General features: G+C 38.0%; 20 protein-coding genes. 10 read left to right on the top strand and 10 right to left on the bottom strand.

Annotated elements, in window-relative coordinates; genetic code table 11:
- Positions 1 to 3 precede the first annotated feature (3 nt).
- The 6 genes from ureA to ureE form a co-directional block, all read right to left on the bottom strand.
- Positions 4 to 306: an urease subunit gamma gene (gene ureA / locus F938_RS10585; RefSeq protein ID WP_004830684.1), complete on the bottom strand. Its 303-nt coding sequence runs from the start codon at positions 304 to 306 to the stop codon at positions 4 to 6.
- Between the two features lie 73 nt (positions 307 to 379).
- The gene (locus F938_RS10590) at positions 380 to 1,249 is read right to left on the bottom strand and encodes an urease accessory protein UreD (RefSeq protein ID WP_005031667.1); all 870 of its coding nucleotides are present in this window, start codon (positions 1,247 to 1,249) and stop codon (positions 380 to 382) included.
- A gap of 50 nt (positions 1,250 to 1,299) precedes the next feature.
- The gene (locus F938_RS10595) at positions 1,300 to 1,866 is read right to left on the bottom strand and encodes a HupE/UreJ family protein (protein WP_004830681.1); all 567 of its coding nucleotides are present in this window, start codon (positions 1,864 to 1,866) and stop codon (positions 1,300 to 1,302) included.
- Between the two features lie 51 nt (positions 1,867 to 1,917).
- Complete coding sequence (gene ureG, locus F938_RS10600; RefSeq protein WP_004830680.1) at positions 1,918 to 2,532, bottom strand: urease accessory protein UreG; 615 nt, start codon at positions 2,530 to 2,532, stop codon at positions 1,918 to 1,920.
- A gap of 66 nt (positions 2,533 to 2,598) precedes the next feature.
- The gene (locus tag F938_RS10605) at positions 2,599 to 3,264 is read right to left on the bottom strand and encodes an urease accessory protein UreF (RefSeq protein ID WP_005031668.1); all 666 of its coding nucleotides are present in this window, start codon (positions 3,262 to 3,264) and stop codon (positions 2,599 to 2,601) included.
- Positions 3,251 to 3,733, bottom strand: coding sequence for an urease accessory protein UreE (gene ureE / locus F938_RS10610; RefSeq protein ID WP_005031669.1), 483 nt, complete (start codon positions 3,731 to 3,733; stop codon positions 3,251 to 3,253). The genes F938_RS10605 and ureE overlap by 14 nt, the downstream gene beginning before the upstream one ends.
- A 365-nt stretch (positions 3,734 to 4,098) precedes the next feature.
- On the opposite strand from ureE, the gene F938_RS10615 reads away from it, so the two are divergent.
- A complete protein-coding gene (locus F938_RS10615; RefSeq protein ID WP_004830675.1) occupies positions 4,099 to 4,560 on the top strand; it encodes a universal stress protein in 462 nt (153 codons plus the stop codon).
- Positions 4,561 to 4,593: 33 nt separating this feature from the next.
- On the top strand, positions 4,594 to 5,037 hold the full coding sequence (locus F938_RS10620) for a universal stress protein (RefSeq protein WP_004830674.1): 444 nt from the start codon (positions 4,594 to 4,596) through the stop codon (positions 5,035 to 5,037).
- Between the two features lie 65 nt (positions 5,038 to 5,102).
- Here the strand turns inward: F938_RS10620 and F938_RS10625 are convergent, their stop codons facing one another.
- Positions 5,103 to 5,336, bottom strand: coding sequence for a hypothetical protein (locus F938_RS10625; RefSeq protein ID WP_004830673.1), 234 nt, complete (start codon positions 5,334 to 5,336; stop codon positions 5,103 to 5,105).
- A gap of 387 nt (positions 5,337 to 5,723) precedes the next feature.
- Here F938_RS10625 and F938_RS10630 point away from each other — a divergent pair, with 387 nt between their 5' ends.
- Together F938_RS10630 and F938_RS10635 are read left to right on the top strand one after the other, a co-directional pair.
- The gene (locus tag F938_RS10630; protein ID WP_005031670.1) at positions 5,724 to 6,203 is read left to right on the top strand and encodes a CinA family protein; all 480 of its coding nucleotides are present in this window, start codon (positions 5,724 to 5,726) and stop codon (positions 6,201 to 6,203) included.
- 130 nt (positions 6,204 to 6,333) lie between these two features.
- Positions 6,334 to 6,807, top strand: a complete 474-nt coding sequence (locus F938_RS10635; RefSeq protein WP_005031671.1) for a hypothetical protein — start codon at positions 6,334 to 6,336, stop codon at positions 6,805 to 6,807.
- Positions 6,808 to 6,950: 143 nt separating this feature from the next.
- Here F938_RS10635 and aroC read toward each other — a convergent pair whose 3' ends face one another.
- The 3 genes from aroC to F938_RS10650 all read right to left on the bottom strand — a co-directional run bounded on the left by aroC (position 6,951) and on the right by F938_RS10650 (position 9,566).
- The gene (gene aroC / locus F938_RS10640) at positions 6,951 to 8,045 is read right to left on the bottom strand and encodes a chorismate synthase (RefSeq protein WP_005031676.1); all 1,095 of its coding nucleotides are present in this window, start codon (positions 8,043 to 8,045) and stop codon (positions 6,951 to 6,953) included.
- A gap of 12 nt (positions 8,046 to 8,057) precedes the next feature.
- Entirely contained in the window at positions 8,058 to 9,068 is a 1,011-nt protein-coding gene (prmB, locus tag F938_RS10645; protein WP_005031679.1) for a 50S ribosomal protein L3 N(5)-glutamine methyltransferase, read from the bottom strand.
- 114 nt (positions 9,069 to 9,182) lie between these two features.
- On the bottom strand, positions 9,183 to 9,566 hold the full coding sequence (locus F938_RS10650; RefSeq protein ID WP_004830668.1) for a lysozyme inhibitor LprI family protein: 384 nt from the start codon (positions 9,564 to 9,566) through the stop codon (positions 9,183 to 9,185).
- 211 nt (positions 9,567 to 9,777) lie between these two features.
- On the opposite strand from F938_RS10650, the gene F938_RS10655 reads away from it, so the two are divergent.
- From F938_RS10655 to F938_RS10680, 6 genes are all read left to right on the top strand, one after another.
- Positions 9,778 to 10,083 (top strand): hypothetical protein, encoded by a 306-nt coding sequence (locus F938_RS10655; RefSeq protein ID WP_026040356.1) that lies wholly within the window; start codon positions 9,778 to 9,780, stop codon positions 10,081 to 10,083.
- 146 nt (positions 10,084 to 10,229) lie between these two features.
- Positions 10,230 to 11,603 (top strand): ABC1 kinase family protein, encoded by a 1,374-nt coding sequence (locus tag F938_RS10660; RefSeq protein ID WP_004830666.1) that lies wholly within the window; start codon positions 10,230 to 10,232, stop codon positions 11,601 to 11,603.
- A 247-nt stretch (positions 11,604 to 11,850) separates the two neighbouring features.
- Positions 11,851 to 13,137, top strand: coding sequence for an acyl-CoA dehydrogenase family protein (locus F938_RS10665; protein ID WP_171067107.1), 1,287 nt, complete (start codon positions 11,851 to 11,853; stop codon positions 13,135 to 13,137).
- A gap of 23 nt (positions 13,138 to 13,160) precedes the next feature.
- A complete protein-coding gene (locus F938_RS10670; protein WP_005031685.1) occupies positions 13,161 to 14,360 on the top strand; it encodes an acyl-CoA dehydrogenase family protein in 1,200 nt (399 codons plus the stop codon).
- A 116-nt stretch (positions 14,361 to 14,476) separates the two neighbouring features.
- On the top strand, positions 14,477 to 14,974 hold the full coding sequence (locus tag F938_RS10675) for a GNAT family N-acetyltransferase (protein WP_005031686.1): 498 nt from the start codon (positions 14,477 to 14,479) through the stop codon (positions 14,972 to 14,974).
- A gap of 234 nt (positions 14,975 to 15,208) precedes the next feature.
- Entirely contained in the window at positions 15,209 to 15,658 is a 450-nt protein-coding gene (locus F938_RS10680) for a MaoC family dehydratase (protein ID WP_004830661.1), read from the top strand.
- Positions 15,659 to 15,683 lie beyond the last annotated feature (25 nt).

A 15,683-nucleotide genomic window follows, 5' to 3' on the forward strand; every position in this document is an offset into this window, starting at 1 on the left:
ATTTTATTCAATCGGTTGATGAACGGTGACTAACTTTGAGCCATCTGGAAAAGTTGCTTCAACCTGTACTTCAGCAATCATCTCTGCCACACCATCCATCACGTCTTCGCGACTGAGTAATGTCGTACCATAGTGCATCAGTTCGCTGACCGTCATGCCATCACGTGCCCCTTCAAGCAATGCTGCGGAAATAAAAGCAATCGATTCTGGGTAGTTCAGTTTTAATCCACGTGCTTTACGTCGTTCTGCAACCAAACCAGCGGTAAAAATCAGAAGTTTGTCTTTTTCTGTAGGGTTGAGTTCCATGATTTATTCCTAGCTAATTCATTTGTTGTACATGCAATATCTATGCAACAATATTGAGTATGATTGAAAATTTTCACGTTCGCCAAATTCTTGGAAATTCCTCATCTAAATCAAACCAAAAACGTCTTAATTTGGCACGAATTGCAGCAAAAGCATCATGACAATGTCGAACATCATCACCGAGATAACGAGCACAGACCACATCCCCCAGTAAGGTTAAAGTGACGGGCAGATTCATTCTCATGATCAATTCTCGGATTAAGTCGATGTGTTGATCCAAATAAAAACTCGAACGAAACTTTTCAGGGGCTACCGCCCAAAAACTCCCCATCACTGCATAATGATTCATTCCTAGACTAGAACTTAACCAACGATCATCGCCTCTAAAATGCAATGTATCTGCGACCAATAATTGTTCATTGCGTTTCAGTTTAAATTGATTTTTATAAGCACCTGTTTGAAATTTTTCTTCACGTGCCTGTCGCCCAATCACCAACATATCCCAACCAATGAAACTCGCCCGTGAATCAAGTTGAATAATGGTTTCTGAGCGCGCATTCGCACCATCAAACAACATGGTTTCTTGTGGCAACCATTCAAAAACTGCATCATTTTCTACGTGGATAAAAATATGTTGGAATGCCTGTTTGGCATTGGTTCGGTACCATTTCCCTGCGCCCGGCGTAGTGACCAATGCATGTGCGGAAGCACCCACATGAATATCAAAGGTTAAATGATCTCCGCCTGCAATACCCGCAGGCGGATGAACAATAATGGCATGACAAATTCCTGTTCTTTCTGGCCAAAGCATTTTTTGAACACGTACAGGACCATAATGCTTGCGATGACTCAGTACGGTTCGATCAGCCTGTACCTTAAAGCCCAATTCTAATTTGGCATACCACAAAGAATCATGGCATGGTTGGGTAATTAAATTTGTCATGACCATTTATACATTTTATACATCAAAGGCTTTTAAAGGTTTATTGAACATCAAGCCAATCCAATCACAGCGACTAATGCTGCCAATGTGCCAATGATCTGCTTGCCATAAGGCACATATTTTTTAATCAATGCACCAATGCCTAATCCACCTGCATAAATCAGTGCCATTGCTGTGACCATACCCAAAACTAAAAGACTGGCATGACCAGATTGACCTAATTCTGTGCCATGTGCGACTCCGTGAAAACTTGCCAATAACACAGCTGCAATCGGCAAGGCTTGATTGGATTTACTCCACAGCGCGATCGCCAATAAAACCAAAGAAGCGATAATGCCATATTCAGCAACTGATGACGGAATTAGATCTTGACTGCCAATCATAAAGCCTCCGACCATTGCGATGGCAAGACCAATCAAACCAAATAATTTCCAACGCTGGTTCGCTGTCCACATCAACACGCCAAAAGCGATTGCCATCATCAAATGATCCAAACCTGTAAATGGGTGAATAAAACCAGCCCAAAAGCCTGTATGATGATCATGTCCAGGATGAGCCAAAGCAAAAACAGGGATATATGCGATCAGTGTAATCAAACTTTTTTGAATTAAACGCATGTTAATTCTCCTTCAATTTTTATTAACTTTTTACAATATTTAATCTATGAATTAAGCTTTAAATAAGCCCTGTTTTTCAATAAACTCAATGATTTGATTTAAGCCATCTTGCGTTTTCATATTCGAAAATAAGAATGGTTTTTCACCCCGCATACGCTTTGCATCTTGATCCATGACGTCAAGATTCGCCCCAACCATCGGTGCTAAATCTGTTTTATTAATAATCAATAAGTCTGATTTGGTTATTCCTGGTCCGCCTTTGCGCGGAATTTTCTCACCGCCTGCAACATCAATTACATACAAGGTTAAATCTGATAATTCTGGGCTAAATGTAGCTGCTAAATTATCACCACCACTTTCAATAATAATCAGCTCCAGTCCATCAAACTTTTCACATAGATCATCGATTGCCGCAAGATTAATGGAAGCATCTTCACGGATTGCAGTATGTGGGCAGCCCCCAGTTTCAACACCTACGATTCGGTCAGGCGACATGGCTTCATGACGTGTTAAAAAGTTGGAGTCTTCTTTGGTGTAGATATCATTGGTCACCACAGCCATATTATATTTGTTACGCAATGCTAAACAGAGATTTAAAGTTAAGGCTGTTTTTCCCGAGCCTACAGGTCCACCTATTCCGACACGCAAAGGGCTACGTTCTGTCATGATTTTTCCTTTTTTTGTGTATGATACTGAGTTATCAAAAAGATACTTTAATCAGTATGTGTTTAACTATGATCTAAATAATCGTGAATATTGCGTTTCATGCGACATACTTAACATCGCATAGTTAGGTAAAGCACTGCTCAATTCATCATCTTCAAGTTGTAATGCTCGTTCTATTGCTTGAGGAATTAAACTGTGTAGATGCCATAAAATTCTTTGTCCACTCATTTGTCCAAGTGGAACAGTCTTTACCGTTGCAAGAACTTGGTTTTCTAAAACAGTGAATGTGTAAGCGGTCAGTACATCATGCAAATTCAGTTTTAGACTGCCACATAAATGTGCATAGACAGGGACAAAACCAAATTGCTTTTTCACTTCAACTTTTTGCAAAAGCACATCTCGAATCCATGCATTTAAGGAAAATGCCAATTGCTGTGATTCAGCCAACAATTCTTTGGATTCACGGCTCGCTCGATAAAAATTCGCCCAAACTAAAAACTGTTCATCATTCGAATAGTGTTGCATCAAGCGTTTTAAAATTGGCAATTCAAAACGCACCAACAACATCTCTAACACTTCATTAAAATAAGCAATACTTGACACTTCATCATGAATTAAGCCTTGCTCAATTGCACTTTCTACACCTTGCGAATAGCAATAGGTACCAATAGGCAAAGCTGTAGATGACAGCGTGAGTAAGCTGAGTAATTGCGTTGCATTAGTGATGGACATGGTGCAAAGCCTTAATTGGGCTTAAACGATGATCATGCTGATGTTGTGCATAAGCCCCACTTTCAGGCTCAAACGGATGTTCAACTTCATTCACTGTTAGACCAAGCCCTATAATCATTTCAGCGAGCACATGATCTGGTTCAAAGTAAAGTGCCGTTGGGGTCAGCATTAAAGGCACATGGCGATTACCCAGATGATAAGCCGCTTTTAATAAATCAAAACTATTCGACGCAATAACTTGCATCAACTTTTCAGGTTTTGCATCTATTCTCAGCACTTCTCCTTGTTCAGTTGCGATATAAGAGCCACTACGCAAAATACCTGTTCTTGGTAAATCTGCACCAATATCGTGCCCATTATTCAAAGTTGCACGAAAACGGCTCTTTTGCCGAGTATCAAAAGTGAGCGCTACACTTTCTACTGTCTTATCTGGGTGTATGCTTTCTAAACGTTGTGTATAAATTTTCATGCTCATCCACTTTGATTAGACATCACATTTAAAATGTTCCAAATTGATGCCAAAAATTTATTCATTCATATTGCTTTGCATTAAATTAATGCATTTATCATGCCAATTTTTGTTTTGTATAGATCAATGACAGCATATTTAAAACTTTAACGATAAAATGAAATTCATATTTTTTATAAAATTATCCAGTATTTTGAAATGAAAAGTTAAGATTACAAAATAAAACCATAAAAAAAATATGTGTATTTCACAAAATATTGAAATAACAGATATTTAATCAAATTTAAATGCAATTATCGAATTGCGACAATGGCTACAATGTGTTATCAATGAATCAAGAATCAGATAAAAAGGAGACACTAATAATGGCTTATCAACATATCCTTCTTGCTGTAGATGACTCTCCTATTTCTTATGCTGCAGTTGAACATGCTGAGAAACTTGCACTTGCTTTTAACTGTAAAATTACCGTAACCAGCGTGATTGCTGTCGACCCATTTAAGGGAGTCGACTTCTATAAAGTTGCGCCTGCGGTGACACAATATTTACTCGAAGCTGAGAAAAATGCGCTTGCACGTTTAAAAGATATTCAAGAAACATTACTGCACCATGGCGTGAGTGCTGTGGATACCAAAGTTGTTCGTGAAGTTCCTCCAGCAACCGGTATTTTGAATGCTGCTGATGAATTGAATGTAGATCTTATTGTTATGGGATCACATGGGCGTACAGGTTTCAAAAAATTCTTTTTAGGTAGCGTTGCTCAGGAAGTTTTATCGATTTGTCCACTGCCTGTACTGATTATTAAATCAACACTCAGTGAAGATTAGTATTTTCAAGCTCAATAATTAAAAGGTGAAATTATGTCTTATCAAAATATTCTTGTTCCAGTTGACGGTTCAGACATTTCTTTCTCAGCAATCAAGCATGCTGCATCTATTGCCAAAGCATTTGGCAGTAAACTTACTGCGATCAGTGTTGTTGCAGATGATCCATTTGCAGCAGCGGACTTCTATTATTCTCCAGATATGCTGAAAGAATATATTCAAGAAGCAATCAAAAATGCTGAGGAAGCTTTAAGCAAAGCGAGACAGCTGGCAGAACAACAAGGTGCACAAATCGAAACTCAAGTGGTGAGAAATTCGGTGTCTGCAGAAACCTTCATTAAGACAGCGGAGTCATTGAACACTGATCTGATTGTTATGGGATCACATGGACGAAAAGGCTTCCAAAAGTTTTTATTGGGAAGCTTCGCTCAAGACGTACTTGGACAAACTCAGTTGCCAGTGTTAATCATTAAACAATAAATTTAATTTGTTCAATATTAAAGCCCACGATATCGTGGGCTTTAATAATTAAAACGAATAGAAAATTATGTGATTGCAATCACTTTGACTAAAATGGTTTGCGACTCTTCGAAATCATCAAAAATTTGTTTTCGATTTAGCTCTTTTGACTTGACCTTGAATTCGTGATTTTGATAATGAATTACATCGGGTATTTGATCAAAATAATCACCTTCAGCTTCAATACTTTCTTCAAATAGAGGTGTGCCAAGCTGATATTCTCTGCTCTTTAAGACAACATATTTAACTGTTGTTTTCATTATTCACACTCCTTTTTCATATGCACTTTATTTTTATTTATATCACTTTTTTAGCTGTTTGAAAGATAAAATTTGATAATATTGAATAGTAATTCTCCAAATGGCATAAAAAGGAAAACCCACTGATTAAAAGTGGGTCGGCTGTAGATACAGACGTTTACGCTAATTATATTTTTAACTGATTTTGTAATTATCTTTTGTTTTTATTTTGTCTGAGTAAAGTATCGCAAAGAAATATGACAGTGTTATTTCAAAATCACGGAGGCACATTCAGACTGATTATTTTTTACTCACAATAGTACACTATTCAGCAGGTTGATAAAATTTGCTATTATTTCTGCATTCAACTGATTGAATACAATATAATTCATCAAGAGTTCAGAACCAATGTCTTTAGTACAGTGTTGTAACCTTCTCGAACAAAAAGGTTTAAAAGTCGCCTTTATTGAAAGTGCCAGTTCTGGCTATTTATGTAGTCAATTTTCAATTTATAAACATAGTGGTGCTGATATTTTATTGGGTGGATTAGTCAGCTATGATCCGTCTATTAAAGTTTCTGTGCTGAAAATCGCTCCTTCTCTTATCGAACAGTATACAGCTGAATCAGCTCAAGTAACTGAGGCAATGGCGGTTCATGGCAAGCAACTGTTTCCTTTGGCAGATATCATGGTGAGTTGTACTGGTTTGCTTAAACCAGGAGGTAGTGCAACGGCTGAAAAACCGGAAGGTACATTTTTTATTAGTATCCTTTATCAGCAACGAAAATACAGTTACCAATATTTCATCGATGCAACGCCTGTTGCTCGCTTAGAGCAATTAACCGCCAATGTCGCCAGAGAAATTTTGAATATTTTAACAACTGATTAACATAACTGCTTCAAATATAGGCGCTGTACAATTTACTGAAATATTTTAATTCACTTTTTTACTAAAAAGCGGTAAATTTTATATACATTATGAACAATCAATAACACGAATGAACTTATTAGGAAGCGTTATGAAACTTCAATTTGCTTTAATTTCTTCTTTAGCATGCTTAACTTTGGCAGGTTGTGCTGGTTCTTATCCAGAAAGAGTCGTGACCAAAGGACCTTTAATCTGTGAAGCAAATGAAGTTTGCCCTGAGCTTTCGATGCGTTGGAAAGATGAAATCCGTGATGGTTTTAAGATTACTGCAGAAATCGATAATCCAACCAAATATGATATTACTCAGTTCGTTTTCCTTGTTGATGGTCAACCTTATACCTACTCAACCATCAATAGCACACAATACGCTGGTACAGTGTCATCAAACTCAATCAATGTTCCAGTAAGTTTCCTAAACTCGTTCCGTAACGGTAAAGAAATTTCGCTTAAATTGGTTACTAATCAAGGTGATGTAGAACGTTCAATTTTAAAAGCTGATGGACAACAGTCTTCTGCTTACTTGACTTTCTTAAAAGGTTATACAGGTCAGATCGTTGAAAAATAATTAAATTTTCAATGCTTTGAATAAAAAACCAGACATCAAGTCTGGTTTTTTATGTATAGAAGTTACCATTTTTATGCAACTTCTCATACTTTTCAAAATCATAAGGGGTATTTTTAATTAAAAAATACCCCCGAATATTGAAATCATTTAGGCTCAATTGGCGCAAAAGGAGCAACGACATCCGCATTCTGTGCGCGATGACGCATAAAGTGATCCATCAACACAATTGCCAACATTGCTTCAGCAATAGGCGTTGCACGTACCCCCACACAAGGATCATGGCGACCTTTGGTTAATACATCCGTATCTTCACGATTCAAATTAATGGTTTTGCCAGGAGTCGTAATACTTGCAGTAGGTTTGAGTGCAATCGCGACACGAATGGTCTGACCAGAAGAAATTCCACCCAATATGCCCCCTGCATGATTGGCAAGAAAGCCATCTGTGGTCAACTCATCACGTGTTTCATGACCAAACTGTTCTGCAACAGCAAAACCATCACCAATTTCTACGCCTTTGACTGCATTGATTGACATCATCGCATGTGCAATATCTGCATCTAAACGATCAAATACAGGTTCACCCCAACCTACAGGCACTTTTTCTGCCAGGATCTCAAGTTTTGCCCCACAACTTGTGCCTTGTTCTCTTAAAGAAGTCACTAAGGCTTCAAAACGAGGCACTGCATTGATGTCACCACAAAAGAAAGGGTTATTAGGTACTTCATTCCAATCCAATGTTTCTGTTTTTTCAGTGCCGATCTGCGTCACATGCCCACGAATCACAATACCAAACTTTTCAGCAAGGAATTTTTTAGCAATCGCGCCCGCAGCAACACGCATTGCTGTTTCACGTGCGCTTGAGCGACCACCACCTCGATAATCACGGAAACCATACTTTTGCGTATAAGTATAATCAGCATGCCCTGGGCGGAAGGTTTGTGCGATATTGCCATAATCTTTGGATTTTTGATCTGTATTGCGAATCAATAAGCCAATTGACGTACCTGTCGTTTTACCTTCAAAAACACCTGAAATGATTTCTACTTCATCTGGTTCTTTACGTTGTGTAGAAAACTTGGAAGTCCCCGGTTTACGTCGATCCAGATCAATTTGTAAATCTTCGGCAGATAATTCCAATCCGGGCGGTACGCCATCCACAATTGCCATCAATCCTACGCCATGAGATTCACCACAAGTCGTTACACGGAAGAGCTGTCCAATACTATTACCTGCCATGTTTACAACTCCTTATGCTTGAATCGATTGAATAAATAAATCACGGAAATTGCGACACTGTTGAGCAGTAAGCGCAAATATGCCTGAACCACCTTTTTGGAACTGTAACCAATAGAAATCAATCGTATTAAAATTCTGTTTCATTGCCCATTCAGAATTACCGACTTCGATGACAATCAAACCATCTTCAGTCAAGTAATCTGCCGCTTGAGCCAACATTTTACGGACTAAGTCCAAACCATCCTGACCAGCTGCCAACGCCAATTCTGGCTCATGATGGAATTCTTCTGGTAAGTCAGCCATATCTTCAGCATCCACATATGGTGGATTAGAAACGATTAAATCATATTGATTTTCAGCAGGAATTTTTGCAAACAAATCTGATTCAAGTAATGCAACTTGATACTGCTTGTTATGATGTTCGGTATTGATAGAAGCAACTTCTAAAGCCTCTTTAGAAATATCAGTGGCATCAACCTCTGAATCTGGGAATGCATATGCCAATGCAATCGCGATACAGCCCGAACCTGTGCACATATCTAAAATGCGTTGAGGCGTTTTTGGATTTGGATTTTCTGGCAAATTATTTTTAGCTTCAAGAAGCTGTCCATTTTCATCCAAACAATAGGGTGCAAAACGATTTTCAATCAATTCAGCAATCGGTGAACGTGGAATCAATACACGTTCATCGACATAAAAAGGTTTACCAAAGAAATAAGACAAGTTTAATAAATAAGAGGTCGGAATTTTTTCATTGATACGACGTTCTAATAAATTAAGAAATTCAGCTTTTTCACTTGGCAACAATTTTGAATCTAAAATTTCAGCATCAGCATTCCACTCTAGAGATAGTGTTTGTAAGACCAGTGCAGAGCTTTCAGCAAAATAATCTTCTGTACCTTGACCTAAATGTGCATCGTATTGACGTAAAGCTGTAACCCCAAAACGAATAAAATCACGAATTGTTGAAAGGTTTTCAGCAGCTTCCTGTAAATGTTCAGGGCTAATAGTCGGTCGATCCACTTAGGGTTTCTCCAAGGTCATAATTTCAAACGCCTTATGATACCTTGTTTTCAACCAGATTTATAATCCTTTACTACAATTTACTTGCCAATTATTTATCCACTTTGTCAAAATTTACAGGCGATAAGTGAGTTTTTCTAGACTATTCGCGCGGTTTACAGTTTGTTTCAGGGCGCAATTGTAATATTTCATTTTATAATCGTCTGAAACAGATTTTTGAGCTTTATCACACTGTTGACTACGTTGTTTTAACCATTGTTTTTGATATTTTTTTTGCGCTTTCTTTTCTTTATCCGAATACAGATCAAGGGTCTGTTTAAAAAGTGATTTTAAACGATCATCTTGTTTGCTAAATTCACTTTGCATACAATTTGCTAGGCTTGCGGAATGTGTACCAGCAGCATTCATACAACTTATATAATCTGTACTATAACCCATTGCCTGTGCCTGAATCGGCAAAGCCAAAACCAATCCCAATGCCCAATATTTTAAATACATCAAATTCCCCATAAACAAGTTATTCTAATTTAAGTGCTTAAAATAGCAGTTTAAAAGATTTCAAATAAAATACAATCTCCTCATGTTTGTCTAGATTTTCAGTATTGAAATCGTTAAGCAATCGACTGCAAGTAAGGCTTCGCTTGAAATTATATGGATTCGCCTTTATATATAGAAATGCCCTCAAATTTATTCTGAATTTAGTTAATTTATGAGTTACAAACACAACAATCTCATGGCCATGCGGCAATCTTGGTGGAATGATGAATCTACAGCAACTGTAAAAGCTGAAAAGCAATTTTTTCAACAAACACTCAGTGAAAAAGGTGTTTATGAAACCCCTTCACTTGAAGATGTAAAATATTTTTTCTTTAGTCTGCCGAGTATCATTATTGTCAAAGGTTATGCACTTGGATTTACAAGCCAACAAGTTAAAGACATGATCAGCCAACATATTGAAGTCAATCGACTAAGCTTATCTGCTCGGAATGAGATTAAAATTCAGTTCAGAATGTAATCATTTATTTTGCTGACGGTCTATTGAATCAATTTAATTCCCCCATTCAGCGAATTGAACTATTTAAATACAGCCATTCCATGTAATATTCCTTACACTTAGTTCTTATTTATCTTTTCGAATCGCTTATAAAGGATTTTATCTTCATGTCAGATCAGAACGAAAAGCTCAAACAGTTAAAAACCTCGTCAATGGATCGCCGTTTATCAATTGCAAAAGCATCCTTATTGGCTGGTACACGCTGGGCAGCTTCAAGTGCGAGTTCAATCTTTTCAAGTGAAGAAGAAAAAGAGAAAAAACGTAAACAAGCGATGAAAGAACAAGCCAATTATCTGGTTCAGGAAATTGGCAAGTTAAAAGGCTCGATCGTCAAAATTGGTCAAATGATGGCACTCTATGGCGAACACTTTTTACCTGAAGAAATTACTCAAGCGCTCAATACATTAAACAATCAAACCGTTGCACTTGCTTGGCCAGCAATTAAACAACAATTGGTCAGCCAGTTAGGCTCCAAACTGAATGATTTAACCATCGACCACGAACCCATCGGTACAGCTTCCCTTGCCCAAGTTCACCGTGCAACGCGTAAATCTGATGGTTTAGAACTGGTTTTAAAAATTCAATATCCAGGCGTTGCGGATGCCATCGACTCAGACATGAGCCTATTTAAAAATATGCTCAAGTTAACGCGTATGGTTCCGCAAACACGTGAATTTGATCAATGGTTTGATGAAGTTCGCGAAATGATGCATCGTGAAGTAAATTACGAGGTCGAAGCGGCAACAACTCGACGTTTCGCACAACGACTCAAAGAAGATCCTCGCTATGGCGTTCCACAAATTATAGATGATTATTGTACCAATCAAGTGTTGTGTATGACATTTGAACGTGGTGTGCCGATTAACAGCCCTGTTATGCTGTCATTACCTCAAGAAAGACGTAATCTTTTGGGTGAAGCTTCACTCGAAATTGCAGTGCGTGAACTCTTTGAATGGGGTGAAATGCAGACAGACCCGAACTTTGGTAATTATTTGGTTCGTTTAGGTAATGGAGAAGACATCAAAGATAAAATCATCTTGTTAGATTTTGGCGCGATTCGTCAGTTTGATAACCAACTTCTTAAAGTTGCCTGTAATTTGATTAAAGCAGGTTATCACCATGATGCTGAAGCGATGGTCAATGCAATGTCTGGCTATGAGTTTTTTGATGCAATGCCGCTCAGTATTAAACCCGATATGGCAAAAGTTTTCTTATTGGCAACAGAAGCATTCAGCACACCACTAAATAATCCTGATCTACCTGCTGGTGTGATGGATCAACATAATCGTTATGACTGGAAAAAAAGCCAATTACATAGTCGTGTGATGCAGCGTGCTTCCAAATCAATGGCATCACGTTATTTCAGTGTGCCACCGAAAGAGTTTATGTTTATTAGCCGTAAATTTATTGGTGCCTATACCTTTATGACTGTAATTGAAGCCAAAACCAATGTACGTAAAATGATTACTCCGTTTCTGTAGGTCAATCTTAAAGTTCTTTAAAGTGACTTTGCAAAAATGTCACTTTTACCAATACCCAACATTTGTTGGGTATTTTTATTTAAAAATAATTAAATAAATACAACATATTAAATCTGATAAATCAACTTTAACAACCATTCATCTACGGTCAATCAGTTTGTCATCTATGACATAGTTTTTTCTTTTTTTGCATGTCAGGATGATCGCATACCAACACTAGAATACAGGGTATTTCGGAATGACCAATATGGTAAATAAAGCTCAGGGGTTGGGCTTAAATCTAATTACAAAAATTGCAGGCAGCGATTTACTTGATCAATTTAAATTGCGCAAATTTATTGAAAGATCACTTTATCAAGGATCAAAAGCAGGTTTTAAAACGCTCAGTGCCACGCAAAAAGCCTTTAAATCAGATCCAAATGTGTCTAAACAAAGACTGCCCAACCAACAAAAATCGCTTTTTGATCTAAGCTTGACAGAAGAACAGCAAATGACTGTTGATGCAATGGATCAATTTGCCGCAGAAGTACTTTATCCATTGGCGCATCAAGCCGACCATCATGAAAAATTTCCTGTAGAACTCTGGCAGCACAGCATCGACTTAGGTTTGAATTACTATGCGTTGCCTGAAGCCTTAGGTGGAGTTGCTTCTGAGAAAAATATTGTCAGTAATATTTTGATTGCCGAGCGCTTAGCAAAAGGTGACTTTTCTCTTGCAGCGGGATTGCTCTCAACATTTAGTGTGATTAATGCAATTACGCAATGGGGTTCTGAGAAATCACAATCGCTTTATTTACCTAGTTTTGCCAATGATACTGAAATTCAAGCCACTTTTGCGGTACAAGAAGCAACCCCTGCCTTTAATCCAATGCGTTTAAAAACCAAAGCAACATCACAAAATGGTCAGTTTAGCTTAACGGGTGAAAAAACGTTGGTTTTGCTTGGTGAAACGGCTGATCTACTACTGGTTAGTGCTGAGTTTAATGGTAAGCCTGATGTGTTTATTGTCAACCGTGACTCCAGTATTACGGTGAAAAAAACACCGGCAATGGGTCTAAAAGCGACGGAAACAGTGACCCTTAAGTTTGATCAAACGCCTGCACAACGATTGGGTGATGAGGACTTTAACTACCCTGCCTTTTTAGATTTAGGTAATTTAATGTGGTGTGCACTGGCTGTAGGAACTTGTGAAGCAGTCAAAGAATACAGTATCAAATATGCCAATGAACGCACTGCATTTGGTGAACCTATTTCACATCGTCAAAGTGTAGCTTTTATGATTGCCGATATGGCAATAGAAATTGATGCAATGCGTATGCTGATCCTCAACGCTGCAAGTTTGGCAGAATCAGGGCAACCTTTCCATCGTGAAGCATATTTAGCACGCTTACTTTGTGCTGAAAAGTCGATGAAAATCGCCACAGATGGCGTACAAATTTTAGGTGGACATGGTTTTACCAAAGAGCATCCTGCTGAACGTTGGTACCGTGATCTGCGTGCTACAGCTGTTTTACATTCTGGTTTACATGCTTAAAACGAATAAAAAGGATATTACTCATGAATTTACAAAATCCAAAAAAATTCAAAATGCTTTTAGACCAAGCACATGAAACAGCTGTTAATGTATTACGTCCAATTTCACGTAAATACGATAAAGCAGAACATGCCTACCCAAAAGAGTTGGATATGCTTGCCTCTTTACTTGATGGTATGAACGATGGGGGCGATGGCTTAAATGCTGGTGCTGCAATCAACAAACGTGGTGACCATGACAACAGCAATAAAAATGGGACCAATATGTCAACCGCCTTAGGCATTATCGAAATGTGCTATGGCGATACTGGTTTACTTCTGTCTATGCCACGTCAAGGTTTAGGAAACTCTGCGATTGCTGCGGTTGCCAATGATGAACAGCTAGAACGATTTAAAGGTACATGGGCAGCAATGGCGATTACTGAACCGGGATGTGGTTCTGACTCCGCTGCTATTCGTACCACGGCAACACAAGACGGTGACGAATATATTCTCAATGGCGAGAAAATCTTTGTAACTTCAGGTGAGCGTGCAGATTCTGTGGTGGTCTGGGCAACATTAGATAAAAAATTGGGTCGAGCTGCGATCAAATCTTTTGTTGTACCTAAAGGTACACCAGGCATGAAAGTTGAACGCTTAGAACATAAACTCGGAATTAAAGCATCAGATACGGCTGCAATCAGTTTTATTGACTGTCGAGTACCTGCCGCGAATTTACTTGGCAATGCTGAAATTGATGTCGCAAAAGGCTTTGCAGGGGTAATGGAAACCTTTGATAATACTCGCCCTCTGGTTGCAGCAATGGCTGTAGGTTGTGCCAAAGCATCTTTAGAACGAATCAAGGAAATTTTTAAAGATGAACTTGATGCTGACTATGCCACTCCATATTTACAGAGCTCCAATTTAGCAGCGCAAATTTATCGAATGGAAGCGGAATGGGAAGCTGCTCGTTTACTCACCATTAAAGCCACTTGGATGGCGGATAATAAAAAACCCAACTCGCGCGAAGCCTCAATTGCCAAAGCTAAAGCTGGACGTATTGGCAATGAAATTACATTGAAATGTGTAGAACTCGCCGCAAGTGTGGGCTATAACGAAGATGAACTGCTTGAAAAATGGGCACGTGACTCAAAAATTCTCGACATTTTTGAAGGTACACAACAAATTCAACAGTTGATTATTGCCCGTCGTGAATTAGGAAAATCATCCAGTGAACTGAAATAGTTTCGAATGGTTGATCAAACCTCAACTGCTATAGTTTTGATCAATTAAATTATCAACTGATCACAAAAGGTAGAATTTTTGCTATAAAAATTCTACCTTTTTATTTTCATATTCATATGTATCAAATTCGAACCATACAAATACAAGATAATGCTGCGATTGCACAAGTCATTCGGGAGGTATCTAAAGAATTTGGTCTTGCACCTGAGTCTGGCTTTGCTGTTGCCGATCCTATTCTGGATGATTTATATCAAGTATACGCACAAGACAATGCACAATATTGGGTGATTGAGGATGGCAATGGTCGAATCGTTGGCGGTGGCGGTATTTCACCATTACAGGGCGATTCCTCTATTTTAGAAATTCAAAAAATGTATTTTTTACCCGAACTTCGTGGTCTGGGATTTGCAAAAAAGATCCTTGAACAATGTTTTGAGTTTGCCCAACATCATGGTTTTCAAGCCTGTTATTTAGAAACCACTAAAAACCTGTGGCAAGCGATAAAACTCTATGAAAAATTAGGCTTTGAGCATTTGCCCGCGCCTAAAGGCAACACAGGTCATAGTCATGCTTGTGAAGTTTGGATGCTTAAAACATTTGAACCTAGCACTTAATTAACTTTAGTCGTATTTTCATTGCTTTAAAGTCATTGGACAATGCGAAGATTAGAATTGTTTAAAAACTGAAATGTATTTTTTAATGCGACTTAAAAAAATGAATCCTTGGCAAAACAGTCATTGAAATTGCTTAACGGTAATTTACAATGAAAATGTTTAGATAATTTAATTTTTATACTTAGAAATTCATGATTTATAAGTATCTTGTGAAATTAAGGGAATGTATAAACAATGTTGTATTTGGAAGATTTAAACGTAGGTGATCATTTTAAAAGTCGTGAATACGAAATGACTTTGGATGAAGTTTTAGAATTTGCACATAAGTATGATCCGCAAGTGTTCCATACCGATGCAGAAAAAGCCAAAGATCATCCAATTTTTAAAGGATTAGCAGCAAGTGGCTGGCATACATCGGCAGTCACCATGCGACTCTGGACTGAATGCTTCCCTGTTGCATATGGACTGATTGGTTCAGAGTCCAGCTTACGATGGCCCAGACCTACACGAGTTGGCGATCGAATTCATGTCGATGTTGAAATTGTTTCGATTACCCCTTCTAAAACTAAAAATGATCGTGCTATTGTGACCTATATCACACAAGCTAAAAACCAAAATGATGATGTATTACTTATTTCAACCACCAAAATCGTGGTATTTAAACGTAATTTTGATGCGCATTAATCCTCAATTTGTCTTACAATATTTA

The sequence above is a fragment of the Acinetobacter bereziniae LMG 1003 = CIP 70.12 genome, assembly GCF_000368925.1.
In the GTDB taxonomy this organism is placed as follows: domain Bacteria; phylum Pseudomonadota; class Gammaproteobacteria; order Pseudomonadales; family Moraxellaceae; genus Acinetobacter; species Acinetobacter bereziniae.

What these genes read in the sequence shown, in the direction of transcription:
- F938_RS10650 (WP_004830668.1), bottom strand. Translation starts at nt 9,566, where the DNA reads ATGTATTTAAAATATTGGGCATTGGGATTGGTTTTGGCTTTGCCGATT.
- F938_RS10655 (WP_026040356.1), top strand. Translation starts at nt 9,778, where the DNA reads ATGAGTTACAAACACAACAATCTCATGGCCATGCGGCAATCTTGGTGG.
- F938_RS10615 (WP_004830675.1), top strand. Translation starts at nt 4,099, where the DNA reads ATGGCTTATCAACATATCCTTCTTGCTGTAGATGACTCTCCTATTTCT.
- F938_RS10620 (WP_004830674.1), top strand. Translation starts at nt 4,594, where the DNA reads ATGTCTTATCAAAATATTCTTGTTCCAGTTGACGGTTCAGACATTTCT.
- F938_RS10625 (WP_004830673.1), bottom strand. Translation starts at nt 5,336, where the DNA reads ATGAAAACAACAGTTAAATATGTTGTCTTAAAGAGCAGAGAATATCAG.
- ureG (WP_004830680.1), bottom strand. Translation starts at nt 2,532, where the DNA reads ATGACAGAACGTAGCCCTTTGCGTGTCGGAATAGGTGGACCTGTAGGC.
- F938_RS10630 (WP_005031670.1), top strand. Translation starts at nt 5,724, where the DNA reads ATGTCTTTAGTACAGTGTTGTAACCTTCTCGAACAAAAAGGTTTAAAA.
- F938_RS10670 (WP_005031685.1), top strand. Translation starts at nt 13,161, where the DNA reads ATGAATTTACAAAATCCAAAAAAATTCAAAATGCTTTTAGACCAAGCA.
- F938_RS10595 (WP_004830681.1), bottom strand. Translation starts at nt 1,866, where the DNA reads ATGCGTTTAATTCAAAAAAGTTTGATTACACTGATCGCATATATCCCT.
- F938_RS10660 (WP_004830666.1), top strand. Translation starts at nt 10,230, where the DNA reads ATGTCAGATCAGAACGAAAAGCTCAAACAGTTAAAAACCTCGTCAATG.
- ureA (WP_004830684.1), bottom strand. Translation starts at nt 306, where the DNA reads ATGGAACTCAACCCTACAGAAAAAGACAAACTTCTGATTTTTACCGCT.
- F938_RS10680 (WP_004830661.1), top strand. Translation starts at nt 15,209, where the DNA reads ATGTTGTATTTGGAAGATTTAAACGTAGGTGATCATTTTAAAAGTCGT.
- F938_RS10635 (WP_005031671.1), top strand. Translation starts at nt 6,334, where the DNA reads ATGAAACTTCAATTTGCTTTAATTTCTTCTTTAGCATGCTTAACTTTG.
- F938_RS10675 (WP_005031686.1), top strand. Translation starts at nt 14,477, where the DNA reads ATGTATCAAATTCGAACCATACAAATACAAGATAATGCTGCGATTGCA.
- F938_RS10665 (WP_171067107.1), top strand. Translation starts at nt 11,851, where the DNA reads ATGGTAAATAAAGCTCAGGGGTTGGGCTTAAATCTAATTACAAAAATT.
- ureE (WP_005031669.1), bottom strand. Translation starts at nt 3,733, where the DNA reads ATGAAAATTTATACACAACGTTTAGAAAGCATACACCCAGATAAGACA.
- F938_RS10605 (WP_005031668.1), bottom strand. Translation starts at nt 3,264, where the DNA reads ATGTCCATCACTAATGCAACGCAATTACTCAGCTTACTCACGCTGTCA.
- aroC (WP_005031676.1), bottom strand. Translation starts at nt 8,045, where the DNA reads ATGGCAGGTAATAGTATTGGACAGCTCTTCCGTGTAACGACTTGTGGT.
- F938_RS10590 (WP_005031667.1), bottom strand. Translation starts at nt 1,249, where the DNA reads ATGACAAATTTAATTACCCAACCATGCCATGATTCTTTGTGGTATGCC.